This is a genomic window from Allokutzneria oryzae, assembly GCF_042429765.1.
GTDB classification, from domain to species: domain Bacteria; phylum Actinomycetota; class Actinomycetes; order Mycobacteriales; family Pseudonocardiaceae; genus Allokutzneria; species Allokutzneria oryzae.
The window spans coordinates 33520-47699 of the sequence record NZ_JBHLZU010000033.1 but is presented as its reverse complement, the minus strand read 5'-3'; the positions used below and the strand labels follow the sequence as shown (position 1 = coordinate 47699).

Annotated in this window: 11 protein-coding genes and 1 tRNA gene; 7 read left to right on the top strand and 5 right to left on the bottom strand. The window is 71.8% G+C overall.

Features of this window, described 5'->3' with window-relative positions; translation table 11 throughout:
- The first annotated feature begins 57 nt into the window (after nt 1-57).
- The 5 genes from ACFFQA_RS34705 to ACFFQA_RS34685 all read left to right on the top strand — a co-directional run bounded on the left by ACFFQA_RS34705 (nt 58) and on the right by ACFFQA_RS34685 (nt 2912).
- Nucleotides 58-489, top strand: coding sequence for a DUF3052 domain-containing protein (locus ACFFQA_RS34705; RefSeq protein ID WP_377861554.1), 432 nt, complete (start codon nt 58-60; stop codon nt 487-489).
- A gap of 72 nt (nt 490-561) precedes the next feature.
- Complete coding sequence (locus ACFFQA_RS34700) at nt 562-1029, top strand: peroxiredoxin (RefSeq protein ID WP_377861551.1); 468 nt, start codon at nt 562-564, stop codon at nt 1027-1029.
- Between the two features lie 50 nt (nt 1030-1079).
- Nucleotides 1080-1154 (top strand) — tRNA-Val (locus tag ACFFQA_RS34695).
- Between the two features lie 163 nt (nt 1155-1317).
- Nucleotides 1318-1833 (top strand): GNAT family N-acetyltransferase, encoded by a 516-nt coding sequence (locus ACFFQA_RS34690; RefSeq protein WP_377861548.1) that lies wholly within the window; start codon nt 1318-1320, stop codon nt 1831-1833.
- A gap of 32 nt (nt 1834-1865) precedes the next feature.
- Nucleotides 1866-2912: a saccharopine dehydrogenase family protein gene (locus tag ACFFQA_RS34685; RefSeq protein ID WP_377861545.1), complete on the top strand. Its 1047-nt coding sequence runs from the start codon at nt 1866-1868 to the stop codon at nt 2910-2912.
- Between the two features lie 133 nt (nt 2913-3045).
- On the opposite strand, the gene ACFFQA_RS34680 is transcribed toward ACFFQA_RS34685, so the two are convergent.
- Complete coding sequence (locus ACFFQA_RS34680) at nt 3046-4248, bottom strand: sensor histidine kinase (protein WP_377861543.1); 1203 nt, start codon at nt 4246-4248, stop codon at nt 3046-3048.
- 77 nt (nt 4249-4325) lie between these two features.
- Here ACFFQA_RS34680 and ACFFQA_RS34675 point away from each other — a divergent pair, with 77 nt between their 5' ends.
- Nucleotides 4326-4469, top strand: a complete 144-nt coding sequence (locus tag ACFFQA_RS34675) for an NAD(P)-binding protein (protein WP_377861540.1) — start codon at nt 4326-4328, stop codon at nt 4467-4469.
- The gene (locus ACFFQA_RS34670) at nt 4466-5548 is read left to right on the top strand and encodes an NAD(P)-binding domain-containing protein (RefSeq protein ID WP_377862319.1); all 1083 of its coding nucleotides are present in this window, start codon (nt 4466-4468) and stop codon (nt 5546-5548) included. Before ACFFQA_RS34675 ends, ACFFQA_RS34670 begins: the two co-directional genes overlap by 4 nt.
- 3 nt (nt 5549-5551) lie before the next feature.
- Here the strand turns inward: ACFFQA_RS34670 and ACFFQA_RS34665 are convergent, their stop codons facing one another.
- The 4 genes from ACFFQA_RS34665 to ACFFQA_RS34650 form a co-directional block, all read right to left on the bottom strand.
- Nucleotides 5552-6952, bottom strand: coding sequence for a M14 family zinc carboxypeptidase (locus ACFFQA_RS34665; RefSeq protein ID WP_377861537.1), 1401 nt, complete (start codon nt 6950-6952; stop codon nt 5552-5554).
- Between the two features lie 125 nt (nt 6953-7077).
- Nucleotides 7078-11175, bottom strand: coding sequence for a TIGR02680 family protein (locus ACFFQA_RS34660; protein ID WP_377861534.1), 4098 nt, complete (start codon nt 11173-11175; stop codon nt 7078-7080).
- On the bottom strand, nt 11172-12512 hold the full coding sequence (locus ACFFQA_RS34655) for a TIGR02678 family protein (protein ID WP_377861531.1): 1341 nt from the start codon (nt 12510-12512) through the stop codon (nt 11172-11174). The genes ACFFQA_RS34660 and ACFFQA_RS34655 overlap by 4 nt, the downstream gene beginning before the upstream one ends.
- Nucleotides 12509-14122 (bottom strand): DUF2397 domain-containing protein, encoded by a 1614-nt coding sequence (locus ACFFQA_RS34650; protein WP_377861528.1) that lies wholly within the window; start codon nt 14120-14122, stop codon nt 12509-12511. The genes ACFFQA_RS34655 and ACFFQA_RS34650 overlap by 4 nt, the downstream gene beginning before the upstream one ends.
- Nucleotides 14123-14180: the final 58 nt, after the last annotated feature.

Here is a 14180-nt window from a genome sequence, read left to right as displayed (position 1 = left end):
CGAGGAGCGGCGTCCACCGGGGTTGCCGCCTCAGCGTAGTTGGAGGAGTGAGAAGCCGTGGTCGCCGCGGAAGACGCCGGCAAGGTCGGTGTCGCCGAGAAGCTCGGAATCGAACCGGGCACTGTCGTCCAAGAACTCGGCTGGGACGAGGACGTCGACGACGACCTCCGTGCCGCGGTCGAGGAGCGCTGCGGAGGCGAGCTGCTCGACGAGGACGCGCAGGAGGTGGTCGACGTCGTGCTGATGTGGTGGCGAGAAGACGACGGCGACCTCACCGACGACATGGTCGACGCGATGAGCCCGCTCGCCGACGACGGCGTGATCTGGCTGCTCACACCGAAGACGGGCCGGGACGGTCACGTGGAGCCCGCCGACATCGCCGAGGCGGCGCAGACGGCCGGTCTCTCCCAGACCTCCAACATCGCCGCGGCCCAGGACTGGCTCGGGACCCGACTGGTCACCTCCCGCTCGGTGAAGTCCAAGCGCTGAGACGATCTCGCGGTGGGGCTAGGCTGCAGGCGGTAGCAGAGCTCGCAGCCTAGACCCAGGAGAGTGCCCGACATGACGCTTGAGGTCGGTAACGAGGCCCCGGACTTCACGCTTCCGGACTTCAACAAGGAGCAGGTCAGCCTGTCCTCGTTCCGGGGTGAGAAGAACGTGCTCCTCGTCTTCTACCCGTTCGCGTTCAGCGGGATCTGCACGGGCGAGCTGTGCCAGGTGCGCGACGAGCTCGCGGACTACCAGAACGACGAGGTGCAGGTCCTCGGTGTGTCGGTGGACACACCGTTCTCGCTGAAGGCGTGGGCGGAGAAGGAGGGCTACACCTTCCCGCTGCTGTCGGACTTCTGGCCGCACGGCGAGGTCGCCAAGGCCTACGGCGTGTTCAACGAGGGCGCGGGCATGGCTGTCCGGGGCACGTTCCTGATCGACAAGCAGGGCGTCGTCCGCTTCGCCGAGGTCAACGCGCCCGGCGAGGCCCGCGACCAGTCCGGCTGGAAGCAGGCCGTGAAGGCGGTCGTCACCGCCTAGCGGTACCCAGTACTCTCGCTCGCGGCGGTCCCCGTGATCGTCGCGAGCAGGGGCGCATAGCTCAGCGGGAGAGCACTCGCCTTACAAGCGAGGGGTCGCAGGTTCGAAACCTGCTGCGCCCACCACCAGCGGAAACGCTGAAATTTCCACGATCGCGAGCCCGAGCCGCGCGCAGTGACCCCACAATTGCGCGGTTCGCCACGTCCGGTGGAAGGCCGGTCCCGCGGGTAGATTCGGACACGGCCGGACTTACCCAGGGGAGTGGGAACCGTGACCAGCCTCGTGCTGATGCGACTGGATCATCTGCCCGGAGTTCTGGCTCTGGGGAACAGAGTTTTCGATGTCACGGCCATGCCGTACACCTCGTGGTCGCTGTCCAGCGTGGCCGTGCACCTAGACGCCCAGCCGTCCGCGTGCTGGGTCGCCGAGAGCGACGGCGAGGTCGTCGGGTTCGTGCTCGGGTCGCTGTCCTACGACGAGCGCGAGGACTGGGGCTATCTCGAATGGATCGCCGTCGATCCGGAGCACCAGGGACAGGGGCTGGCCAGCAGGCTGCTCGACGCGTGCTGCGGCGCGCTCTTCGACGCCGGGGCCACGCGCATCGTCACCGACGTCGAGGCCACCAACACCGCGTCGGCGACCCTCATGCAGCACAACGGTTTCAGCGACCGGGTCACGGTCACGCTGTTCGTCCGGCACGCCGGTTCCTCCGGGGCCTCCTCGGGCAGGGCGCATCGCTCCGCCAAGCAGTCCCGTGATCCCGCGAAGGCCCGGCTGCGGCAGGCGACGAGGTCGGACTCCTAGCCATTCGCCGAGGTGGGCGGCATTCTGGTCGCATGACGTGGATGGTGTACGGCGCCAACGGTTACACCGGCCGCCTCGTCGCGCGGCTGGCCGTCGAACTGGGGGAGCGGCCGACGCTGGCCGGGCGGTCGCGGGAGCGGGTCGCTCCGCTGGCCGCCGAGCTGGACCTGCCGTACCGGATCTTCGACCTGGTCGACGGCGAGGCGACGCGGGCCGCGCTGAGCCAGGTCGACATCGTCGCGCACTGCGCGGGACCGTTCTCCGCGACGGCCGTGCCCATGGTGCGGGCGTGCGTCGACTCGCGGACCCACTACCTCGACGTCACCGGTGAGATCGCGGTGTTCGAGGAGGTCTTCGCGCGCCACGCCGACGCCGCCGACGCCGGGATCGTCCTGTTGCCCGGCAGCGGGTTCGACGTCGTGCCGACCGACTGCCTCGCGGCGACGCTGGCAGCGGAGCTGCCGGACGCCCGGCGGCTGGAGCTGGCGCTGTCGATCACCGGCGGGGCGAGTCCCGGCACGCTCAAGTCCGTGATCGAGTCCGCCGGGCGGGGCACGTTCGTGCGCGCCGCGGGGGGACTGCGGGCGATCGGCTCGGGTCACCACGTGGAGGTGCCGTTCCCGTCCGGGGTGGCCTCGGCGATGCCGATCCCGTGGGGCGACCTGGTGACCGCGCACCGGTCCACCGGAATCGAGGAGATCGCGACGTACCTGCGAGTGCCCAGGATGCCCGCCGTGGCACAGGATCTGGGCACCGCGGTGATGAAGCTGCCTGTGGTGCGGCGGATCGCGACCGGGCTGGTGGATCGCTTCGTGCCCGGCCCCTCCGAGAAGACCTTGGCGCGCAGTCGTTCCGAGCTGTGGGGGCGGGTGACCGCGGCATCCGGTGAGACAGTCTCGGCGACGCTGACGGGTCCGGGGCCGTATCCGATGACGGCCGACGCCGTCGTGCGCGCGGTGCGGCGGCTCGGGTCCGGCGTCGTCCGGCCCGGAGCGCACACGCCGTCGTCCGCCTTCGGCGCGGACTTCGTGCGGGAGCTCGACGGGGTCGAGGTGAGCGTCGCGCCCAGTTTCTTGTGACCGGTGCAAGAGCCCGAGGATCACCGACGACGGCCCCGAGGATCACCGACGACGGCACAATGCCGCGGGCCGTCGGCCCCCCGCGTGTGCGGAGAGTCGGACCAGTAACCCTGCGATTAACAGTCCCCGTGCGCTACTCCAGGGCGGGCAGCGAGGTTTCCCGGGACACCGGGACGCGGGCGCGCATCAGCCAGCCGCCGCCCGCTCGCGGGCCCGCCGCGAACGAGCCGCCGAACACCGCCACCCGCTCGCGCATCCCCACCAGCCCGTGACCGCTGCCCGGCTGGCGAGGAGCGAGATCCGAGCCGCCCGTGTCGGACACCACGATCTCCGCGCCGGAGTCGCTCAGGCTGACCTCCACCCGGACCGCCGCGCAGCCGTCGGCGTGCTTCATCGTGTTGGTCAGCGCCTCCTGCACGATGCGGTACACCGCGACCTGGGCGCTCGCGGGCATGTTGTCCGAGTGGCCGTCCAGTTCGTAGGTCACCGGCAGCCCCGCCGTGCGCGTCTTGTCGACCAGGTCGGCCAGTGCGGCGATGCCCGGCTGCGGCAGGTGGTCGTCCTGCTGGTGCTCCGCGCGCAGGACTCCGAGGACCCGCCGGAGCTCGCCGAGCGCGTTGCGGCCAGTGCTGGACACCGCCTCCATCGCGCCGAGCGCTCGTTGCGGGTCGGTGCGGGCCGCCATGGTCGCGCCGTCCGCGAGCGAGATCATCACGCCGAGGCTGTGCGCGACGATGTCATGGATCTCGCGGGCGATGCGGGTCCGCTCCGCCGTCACCGCCAGCTCCGCCTGCCGCGCCTCGCGTTCGCGCATCGACGCCATGTAGGCGCGCCTGCTGCGCATCGTCAGGCCGAGCAGGCCCGCCACCGTGGCCAGCCCGACCGGTGGGATGCCGAGGAAACGGGAGAAGACGACGCCGTAGATCGACTGCGCGGTGATGCCGATCGTGACCACCGCGGTTGCGATGGCGCCGTCCCTGGCCGGGCGGCGCAGCATGACGCTGTAGTAGGCCACGTGCGCGGCCAGCTCGCCGACGACGCTGATCCCCAGCGCCCACTGGATCCCGACCAGCGTCGCGGTGGCCGCGAAGACCGTGGACGGGGCTCGCCGCCACCAGGGCAGCGGGAGCACGAGGGCCAACTGGAAGAACCAGGGCAGCGGGTCCGAGCCGTACCTCAGCGCCGTCACCGGGGCGCCGATCACGGTGATCAGCAGCGGCGCCAGCAGGTCCAGCGCGTGGGGGTGACGCGCGGCGATCTCGCGCGCTCGGTTCATGGCCCGGTGCAGGACCCGGTTCAGGACCACTGTGGCCTCCTGGCCCCGTGTGACGCCCATCGTGGGTTGACCATCCTCTGAACTACATGTAACCCTTGGTAAGTGTTACCGGAGGTAACACCTCGATGGAGGCGCTCATGCCGGAACGGCACCTGATCATCGGGGCGGGCTTCTCCGGACTTCCCGTCGCCAAGCGGCTCGCCGGGCTCGGCAGGCCCCTCGACGTCGTCGACCGCAACTCCGGGATCGGCACACCGGCGTCTACCGCGAGGCGCATCTGATCTCCTCCAGGTCGTCCACCCAGTTCCCGGACCACCCGATGCCGTCCTGGTACCCGGACTTCCCGTCCCGGCTGCGGACGCGGCAGTACCTCGCCTCCTACGCCGAGGTGTTCGGGCTGGACCGGCACATCGAGCTGGACACCGAGGTGCTCTCCGCCGTCCCCTGCGAAGATCGTTTCGGTGCTCCGGGGTGGACTGTGCTGCTCCGCGCCGACGGCCGCCAGCAGACACGCCGGTACCGGACCGTGACGGTGGCGAACGGACACACCTGGTCGCCGCGGCGGGTGCGCCATCCGGGGCAGTTCTCCGGGGTGACCACGCGCTCGGACGAGTACTGGGACGCCTCGGTCTCCGAGAGCAGCAGGGTGCTGGTGATCGGGTGCGGCAACACCGGCTGCGACATCGCCGTGGACGCCGGACGGGCCGGGACGCACTCCTCGATCAGCATGCGTTCGGGCACCTGGTTCTTCCCGAAGACCTTCCTCGGCGTCCCGTTGTCCGACGTGCCGACGCGGATGCCAGCCTGGCTGCGGCTGGCTCCGCTGGAGTGGGCGTTCGGCCGGGTGGTGCTGCGGCTGGCGGTGGGGGACCTGCGGCGGTTCGTGGACGGCACCAGCGCGGACTTCGACGTCGTGGTCTACGCGACGGGGTACCGGATCGACTTCCCGATGCTCGCGCCGGAGCTCGTGGACGGCCAGCCGGTCCTGTGCGCGCGGACGGCTTCGCCGCGTCACCGCGGGTTGTTCTTCCCCGGCATCGGACAGGCCCGGACCGGCGGCGGGCCGCTGTACCAGGAGGCCGGGTACCTCTGCGCGCGCATGATCGCTCATGAGGCGGGCTCGCGGCGCGGGGTGGTCGAGGACCTGGTCTCGTTGCTGCGCGGGCGGTTGCGTTCCCGGCTGGTCCGGCCCGCTGACACGCGTTCGCGCGGACTCGGTGCCATCCAGCGGGACCTGCGGCTGCTCACCTGGCTGCTGGACCGCGTCGGCGCGCCGGGAGCGGAGTCCCGGCGCGCCGACAACACCCAGTCCGAAGCGGACTTCCAGAAGATCGACGAGGCCGACCGCCTCGCCGGGTAGGGCCTACTTGTACGGGGCCGCCGCCTTGCCTGCCGCGTACATCAGCGCGGGCTTGATCTTCGGCCAGTGCGTGCTCTCCTGGCAGGAGTACTGCGGCAGGAAGCCGCTGCACGCGCCGGACCGCGCGCCGATCTCGAAGGTGTAGCCGGGCACGCCGAGCTTGTCGTAGATCCAGTCGTCGGTGCCGCCGGAGGCCGCGTAGCCGACCACCTCGGGCGCGGTGCCGTAGGTGTAGCCGGTGATGCCCGCCATGTCCTTGGCCATCGCGCGCAGGCTGGCGTCGTTGCCGGTCTTGGCGTTGGACTTGTGGCTCCAGGGGAAGATGATCCCGTTGGTGTAGCTGTGCAGGGTGATCATCATGCCCTTGGTGTCCGCCGAGGCCGCGGTGCTGTCGCCCTCGCCGCGGGTGTCGGGGTAGAGCTTGCCGAGCAGGCCCTCCAGCGCCTTGGTCTCGACCTCCGAGGACGCGCTCGGCCCGCGGTAGATCTCGCTGCACGGGTCGGTCGAGGTGCCGCTGCCACCGAAGTGGGTGTTGGAGTTGCGGTTCAGGTCGATGCCGACCTGACCGCCGATGCCGCAGGACGCGCCGTTGCTGTCGTTGGCGTTCTTGCGGTGCAGCTTCGGCGAGTTGCCGCCCTGCTGCACGATCTCCACGCCGTCCGGGTTGGTGATGGGCACGACCCACATCTCCGTGGAGTCCATCAGCTTGGTGACCTCGGCGTCCTTGCCGTAGTTCGCCGTGAGGTGGTCGATCCAGCGCCATGCCATGTCACCGGTGGTGATCTCGCGGGCGTGGATCTGCGCCATCAGGAAGAACCGCGGCTTGGCGGAGCTCGGCTTCTGCTCGCAGTCGCCGGCGGCCTTCTTGGTCAGGCAGATGGCCTTGAGGTCGTAGCCGCCCTTGCCGGTGGACTTGCGCCAGGACTGGCCGTAGGTCACCAGGCTGCTCAGCGCGGGGAAGTCCGCGGCGACCTTGTCCAGGTGCGCGTGGTGCGCGCGGACCGTGCGGTAGCCGCCGTAGTAGGTCTCCTCGGCGTCGGCCCGGCTGATCGGACCGGCGTCGCGCTGCGCCTTCGGCGGGTTCCACTTCGCGGCCGGCATCACCGACTCGACGGTCGCGGTGAAGCCCGCGGCGCGGATGCGCTCGCCCTCGTCGGCGCCGCCGAGCACGAACAGGTCGTCGCCGTCGCGCTCCTCAAGGACGTCGGAACCCAGGCCCAGCAGGCGCTCGGAGTCCTTGACCGCCTGCTTGACGCGGTAGACGTACTGCTCCTGGGACTTCTGCGCGGTGACGCTGTCGGTCTGCGCGACCGGCACCGCGCCGGTGTTCTGCGTCAGCAGCACACCGGACACGGCCAACGCGGTCGCTATGCCCAAGATCGGGAGACGACTCAGTCGAGACATGCTCGTCCTCTCGCAGGGTGAGAAACGTGATCCGAAACTAAGCCGTTCGGCCGCAGCTCGCTAACCCTCCGAAGGAACCCTCTGTTTCACGGTTTTTTGTGAAGCACCTGGGAGAACGGGGCGAATCAGACATCCTCCCGGTCCAGTGCGCTGCCGTCCCACGTGGTGTGCGTGCACGCGACGCCGCCGCCGTTCTTCGGCCGCAGCACGTCGAAGATGTGCATGCGCGGGATCTTCGGCGACACGCCCCAACCGCTGGGCCAGGTGATGATCCAGTCCATGTCCAGGTCCACCAGGAGCCCGAGCATCCTGGCGATCGTCGGGTCGTCGAGCCGCTCGAACGCCTCGTCCAGCAGCACCAGCCGCAGCGGCGCCAGCGTGCCCTCACCGGGCTCGGTGCCCACAGCGTCGTAGAACGAGGCCGCCGCCGCGAACAGCGTCACGTAGGACACCAGGCGGGTCTCGCCAGAGGACAGCTGCCGCAGCCGCCGCACGCGCGGCTTGCTGTCCGGACCCGTGTCGCGGACGCGGACGGTGAACGCGTACCAGGTCCGGTAGTCCAGCGCCCGCGCCAGGATCTCCGCGTAGCCGCTGGAGTGCGCGTCGCGCTCGGACTCGATGCGCTCGGTGAAAGCCCTGCGCAGCACCGCGTCCTGGTCCTCGTCGCGGTCGGCGAAGGGCGTGCGGACCAGCTCCAGCGCGTCCTTGGTGTCGGGGTCCAACGCCGCCGACGGTCGCCATTCGAGCTGCACGTGCACGCCCTGGCTGGAGCGCGCCTGGTCGAGCACCTCGTTCATCCGCTTGCACAGGTCCTCGGCGACCCCGATCTGGGTGCGCAGCCGCTCCGCGAGGTCGCGCATCAGGTAGTCGGAGAAGATGTCCTGGTAGCGCTCACCGAGGTAGCCGCGCTGCTCCCCGAGCTTCGACGCCACGCGGGCCGCCGCGTCCGCAACGGGCCGCGGGCCCTCCTCGGAGGTGACCGTGACGGTCAGGACGCCCGCGTACGTCTCGGCGGTGATGTTGTGGCTGCCCGCCAGCGACGCCTGGAGCGCCTGGAGCTTGCCGATCACGGTGCCCTCGCTGACCGGGCGCTTGTCCGGGGCCTCGCGCAGCGTCTGGATCGCCGTCGCCAGCTCCTCCAGCGGCGGCTCCTCGGCCTCCGGCAGCGCGGCGGCCCAGACCCCGGGCGCGGTCAGCAGGGCGCGCAGTCCCTCGTTCGCGCGTTCGACCTCGGCCTCGGCTCCGCCCCGCTGCTGCTGCTTGGTCTCCAGCAGCGTCTCGACCTTCGTCGCCTCCTCGCGCACGGCGATCACGCGCTCGCGGGCGGCGGGCAGGTCCTTGCGGGCCTGGCGGTGCTCCTTCTCCACCTCGGCCAGCTGCACCGCGATCTGCTGGGCCTCGCCCCCGATCGCGGTGGTCAGCTCCTCCATCGCCCTGGCCTGCTCGCCGTACTCGGTGCAGCGCAGCTCCGCCTCGGCCTCGGCCTCCGCGCGGTCCGACAGCGCGGCGTGGTGGTTGTGCAGCGCGTCGGCCAGCTGGTTCACCGTGCCCGCGCAGCGCTCGACCAGTGCCTCCCGCAGCTGCTCGACGGTTCCGCGCGCCTGCTCTGCGGCGCGGTAAGCCTGCTCCAGCGCGGCGGTCTCGTCGGACAGGCCCGCCTCGGTCGCGGCCTGCGTCAGCTCGGTCCTCGTCGCCTGCCACCGCAGGTCGGCTTCCTGGTGCTGCTCGCGCAGGGTCCGCGCGCGCTGCTCGGCCTCGACCGACGCCTCCTGCGCGCTTGCCAGCCGGGCGTGCGCGGTGATCAGGTCACCGTCGTCGGGGAACGCGGCGAGGTGCTTCTCCCACGCCTTCACGTTCTGCCGCGCGGTCTCCACCGCCTGCTGCGCCTCGGCACGCAGGCCGCGGAGCTGGTCGAGCTCCTCCTCCAGCTCGGCGATCCGCCGCCCCTGCGCGGCCTTGCGGGCACCGGCGCCCAGGTACTCCGCCGCGTCCTTGCTCCACGAGCCGGACAGCGTGCCCGCCCGCCACGTGCCGTCGGTGGAGACCGCCATGCCCTTGCCCGCGGAAACCACTGGGCCGTCAGGACATTCGACGGACTCCAGCAGCTGTTCGATCAGCTCCGTGGGGACCGGGCAGCCCGGTTCGGGCGCGGGCGTGAGGACCTCGGCGAGGCTGCGGCCCGGCACCTGCTCGCCGGGGCTGGCGATGACGTCGGCCTCGCCCGCAACCGCGACCCGGCCGTCGGCGTGCACCCACGCGGCCAGCAGGCCGCTGGACTGCAACGCCGCCTCCAGGCCCGCGCGCTCGGCGGGGGAGAGCACCTGGCGGAAGTCGACCAGGCGGTAGAACTCCCCACCGCTGCCGGGATCGCGCTCGCTCAGCGTGCTGCGCGGCGGCACCGGCTCCTGGCCCTGGCGCAGGGCGCGCAGCTCGGTGTCCCGCTCGGAGATCGACGTGCGCTGCTCGGCGAGCCGCTGCTCCGCCGCCAGCACCCGCTGCCCCGCGGTGTGCAGGTGCGGGCCCGCCCACTTGCGGATCTCCTGCGCCGCCCTGCGGCCAGCGGCGCTCTCGGCGACGAGGAGCTCTGGGCGCGGCAGGTGCGGCAGCTCCGTGATGTCCAAAGTGGACAGCGGACCGTCCTGGGCCCAGCGCTGCGCCGCCTCGGACCACTCCTGGGCGGCGACCTCGACGCGCTGCCCGGCCTCGTTGCGCCGTCCCGCCGACTCCGTCGCCGCGATCATCGCGTCGCGCGCCGTGCGGTGCAGCTGCTCCACCCGGTCCCGGGCGCGGTCGGACTCAGTGGCGCGCTGGTGCAGCGTCAGGGTGAGCGCACTCCGTTGCCGCACAACGGCCGCGGCCTCCTCGGCGCGCTCACCGGCTTCGCGCAGCGCGGTCAGCAGCGCGTCCGGGCTCAGCGGCGGCAGCTCGCGGCGCTCGATCGGCAGCGCCTCGGCGTCGGGGTCCGGCTTCGCCCGCACCCGTGCCGTGACCACCTGGACGGCCGCCGACGGGGCCGCGGGGGCCTGGACCGACAGCGTCCGCTCCAGCCCGGCCGCGGCGAGCAGCTGGCTCGCCTGCTCGGCGAGCCCGCTCGCGGCCGCGGTGTCCCGCTCCAGCCGCTCCAGGCTGCCCAGCACCGCGTCGACGGCGCGGTCCTCTTGCGCGCGTTGGCGGTTCGCCACCTCAAGCGCGCTCTCGGCGCCCTTGCGGGAGGTCGCCACCAGGCGCTCGCGGTCCTGGAGGTCGCGCAGTCCCTGGTAGGCGGGCAGCGCCTTCAGCGCCTCGATGCGGACTTCGAGCTCGCTCTCGGTCTCCTCCAGCTCCGCGACCTTCGCCTCGGCCTCGGCGCGCTCCTCGCCCGCGGAGATCTTCCTGCGCTCCAGGCGGTTCAGCTCCGCCAGCAGCGAGGTCAGCCTGCGCTGGGCGGCCTCGGCCTGCTCGGCGGCGCGGCGCAGCTCGGTCAGCGCGTAGCCGGAGTAGGAGCTGAGGAAGGTGCCCAGCGCGGAGTCGGCCGTGCTCAGCCGGACGATGTTCTCCCTGATCGACTCCAGGTCGTCGAAGGAGGTCGCCAGCCGCTCGATCAGCGAGGTCTCCAGCGGCGGCAGCGCGTCGGAGAGGATCTGTTCGAGCTGGCCCTCCAGGACCTTCAGGCCGACGTCGGGGTTGCGCAGCGTGCGCTGGAGGTGCAGCAGGTCGGAGTAGCGGTCGGCGGGCACGCCGTAGACGGTCTCGGCGATCTTCGCGCGGAAGGACGCCTCCTCCAGCACGCAGTCCGCGCCGATCACCTCGCGCAGCTGCGCCGGGCCGAGCGGGACCCGTTCCGCGCCGACGAGCTGCAGGGTGCGGCCGACGCGCGCGGTCGTGATGAACCGCCACGAGTCGGTCACCTGCTGCGAGGTCTTCGACGCCTTCACGCCGATGCCGCAGGTGAGGTACTCGCCCTCCCCGCGCTCCAGCTCCACCCAGGCGTAGCCGATCCGGTTCGGGCCGCCGGTGTAGTCGTCGAGCATCAGCCGCCGGATGCTGACCGTGTCGAAGCCCTTGGAGCCCATCTGCCGCAGCTCGCCGTCCAGGCACAGCGGCAGCAGCAGCTCCAGGGTCCTGGACTTGCCGGAGCCGTTGGTGCCCTGGAAGATCACGCGCCCGCCGGAGAAGTCGAACTCCTGCTCGGCGTACTGCCAGATGTTGACGATGCCGCCTCGGTGCAGCCGCCAGCGGTTCACGTGGTGCTCTCCTCGGTGCTCATGCTCGATCCCGCGATCGGATCTTCGTCGAACAGCGACCAGTTCGGTGTCTGCGCAACGGGTTCGGGTGTCTCGTCGGCGCTCTCCCTGCCGGGGGAGGCGTCGGGGTCGGGCAGCCAGCGGTGCGCGGCGGGGCTGATCAGCCAGGTGCCCTCGTCGGCCTGGACGGCCAGGCTGAGCGCGGCCAGCAGGTCGAGGACCCCGTCGACCAGCTCGTCCACGTCCTCGGTGGCCTGCTTGGACCACGCGGACGGATAGGACTCGACGAGGTTCACGCAGACCTCGCGCACCTTCAGCCTGCTCACCGGTGTCCGGCCGTCCGCGCGCTGCTCCGGCTCGTCCTCGGGGTCCTCGTGGTACTCCTGCTTGAGCAGCTCCGGCAGCGCCAGCAGGGCGACCCGCGCCACCGTGCCCATGCCGGGGAAACCGAGGTCGGTCAGGTACTCCTCGGGGTCGGTCACCGCGACGCCTTCCATGCGGACCTCGGTGACCAGGCCGAAGCAGCGCTCCAGCAGCAGCGACTCGCGCTTGTGGTTGCGCCGCAACCAGGTCGCCTGCGCCTCCGGCAGATCCTCGTGCAGCACGACGGGATCCTCGACGAGCCGACGGCGGACCGAGTGCTCGACGGCCTGCTCGCCGCCGACGGTCCCGGTGCTCGCGGACGCGGTGACCAGCTGCTCCGGCGTCTCGACCTCGCCGATCGGGCCCGCGAGCAGGTGGCCGAGCAGGTCGGTGTCCACGGTGATCAGCGCCTCGCTCGGCGCCTCCCCGGTCCACGGCGCCACCGAACCCTCGGTCTCGGTGATCACGCCGAGCGCGACGAGGTGGCGCAGCGCTGCGGTCAGCGCGCGGCGGTCCGGAAGGCCGTCGGAGACCTCGATCCCGGCCTCCGCGGCGGCGGCGCGCACCTCGGCGACGAGCCGGGACAACAGCACCTGGCGGCCGACACCGATCAACGCGGCCATGCTCAGCGCGAGGTAGGCGTAGCCGCGCGGGGTCAGCGACTGCTCGCCACGGGTGACCTGCGGACCGGGGCCGGACTTGTAGAGCCGCGCGAACTTCCGTTGCACGACAAGGCGATAGCCCAGCAGCGAGGAGAACAGCTCCTGCAACGCGGCGCGGTGCCGGAACACCAGCGGGAGCAGGTCGCCGTCGTGACTGTCCACTCGCAACAGTGGTCTGCGCAGGAGCGTGCGCGCACAGCGCACGACGTTCGCGGCGTCGATGTCCGACATGCCGTCGAGCACCGCGACCGCCGCCGCGGCGCCGCGCGCGGGCCGCCGCCGCTGCTCGGGCTGCTTGGTGGGAGTGGTCATGTCGAGCGCACCTCGGGCTGTTCGGTGGTGAGGGCGACCCGCGCGCCGTGCAGCGTGAGCACACCGCCGACCGTTCTGATCCGGGTCGGACCCTCCTCGGTGGGCTGGACCGTCAACCGCAGCCCTCGCACGGGGTCGGCGGCGGAGCCCCGGTCGGTGTCGCGCTCGCGCTGCGCCATCGCCAGGGTCAGCAGCTCGCAGAACACGCCGAGCGCGTCGGAGGACAGCTCCGTCTCCTCCAGCGCCGGCGCGGCGGCGGCCAGCTCGAACACCGCCGCCGCACGACGCTGGTCGGCCTTTCTCGCCTCCGCCAGAAGGGTTTCCTGGGTGAACGGGTCGTCGAGGATCCGCGAGGCACGGCCACGGGCGCCGCGATCGCCACGGCTGCGCACGCTGACCGTCACGTCCACCACCGGGCCGTCGCGCCAGGGCGTGTGCTCGTCGTCGCCGTCGTGCTCCGGCGCGGGCAGGAGGTGCCGCGAGGAGTACAGCCCGAAGGCGGCCGCGTAGAGCGAGTGCGCCTCGGCGGGCTCGGCCTCGTCGAACCAGGTGGCCAGCTCCAGCAGCTCCGACCGTCTGCCCGGCAGCAGCCCGCCGCCCGCCGTCGCGCGCTTCACGCTGGCCAACAGCGAGCCGATCGCGCGCGCCGTGGCCTCGCGCAGCGCCGTGACCTGGCTCGGCCGCCCCGGACGGTCGACGAACCAGTCGGTCAGCTCCTGCCAGTCGGTCGTCGACCGCCCGCGCGCCCGCTCCACCGCCACGCCCAGCTGGTCGTTGGGGCCGAGCAGCCGCAGCAGCTCGCTGCGCCCCCTCGCCAGGCCCTTCAACGCGTCCGCGATCGTCGGGGTGTGCCGCAGCACGTCCTCCACGACCATCTGGATGTACTCGACCAGCAGGTTCCGGAAGCCGGAGATCTCGTCGGGCTCCAGGTTGTGCCGGGTCACCACCTGGCCGAGGTAGGCGTAGAAGTCCCGGACCGTCACGGCCAGCTCGGCGTGCTGCAGGAACAGCGTGGTGACCTGCTCGGCCAGCTCCTCGCGGGCCCGCTTGGCGACCGCGCTGCCCTCGCCCTGGCGCTCGGCGGTGATCGCCCGCGACAGCGTGCCGCCGAGCTGGGTGAGACCGCGTTCGATGGCGGGCAGCAGCTCGCGGGAGACCTCGCGCGCGCCCTCCGGCACCCGCAGCAGCTCGTCCACGTCGCGCTGCACCCGCACGGCGAGCTTGTTCACCTGGTAGCGGAACGCGCCGCGGACGAACTCGGCGATGCTCGACGCGATGGTCTCCCGCCGCCCCTTGACCAGATTCCCCCAGTCGTGGAGCCGCTTGAGCCGGTCGGCGATCACCTCGGGGTCGGACTCGCCGGGGTCGATCGCGCCTTCGCGCTCCAGCGGGGCCAGCGCCGCGGCGACCTCGTTGGGCGAGAGGTCCGGCAGCAGCGTCGCGGTGAACAGCCGCATGATGGCCAGGTAGCTGCGACGATGCTCCGCGGTCAGGTACGAGTACAGGGCCAGGCGCGGCTCGGTCTCCAGGTCGGCACCGACCGCGTCGCCCGCTCGGCCCGGCAAGCTGGTCTCGGTTTCGATCGTCTGCCCCTCGCGCCCGACACTCACGAAGCGCCACCTTAACCCGCTCCGCGAGGCGGCCGACGCGAGCGCTAACGTGCACCGC

Bases quoted from the DNA above. Each gene is read 5' to 3' on its own strand.
- ACFFQA_RS34700 (WP_377861551.1), top strand. From the start codon at position 562: ATGACGCTTGAGGTCGGTAACGAGGCCCCGGACTTCACGCTTCCGGAC.
- ACFFQA_RS34690 (WP_377861548.1), top strand. From the start codon at position 1,318: ATGCGACTGGATCATCTGCCCGGAGTTCTGGCTCTGGGGAACAGAGTT.
- ACFFQA_RS34685 (WP_377861545.1), top strand. From the start codon at position 1,866: ATGACGTGGATGGTGTACGGCGCCAACGGTTACACCGGCCGCCTCGTC.
- ACFFQA_RS34680 (WP_377861543.1), bottom strand. From the start codon at position 4,248: ATGGGCGTCACACGGGGCCAGGAGGCCACAGTGGTCCTGAACCGGGTC.
- ACFFQA_RS34675 (WP_377861540.1), top strand. From the start codon at position 4,326: ATGCCGGAACGGCACCTGATCATCGGGGCGGGCTTCTCCGGACTTCCC.
- ACFFQA_RS34665 (WP_377861537.1), bottom strand. From the start codon at position 6,952: ATGTCTCGACTGAGTCGTCTCCCGATCTTGGGCATAGCGACCGCGTTG.
- ACFFQA_RS34655 (WP_377861531.1), bottom strand. From the start codon at position 12,512: ATGACCACTCCCACCAAGCAGCCCGAGCAGCGGCGGCGGCCCGCGCGC.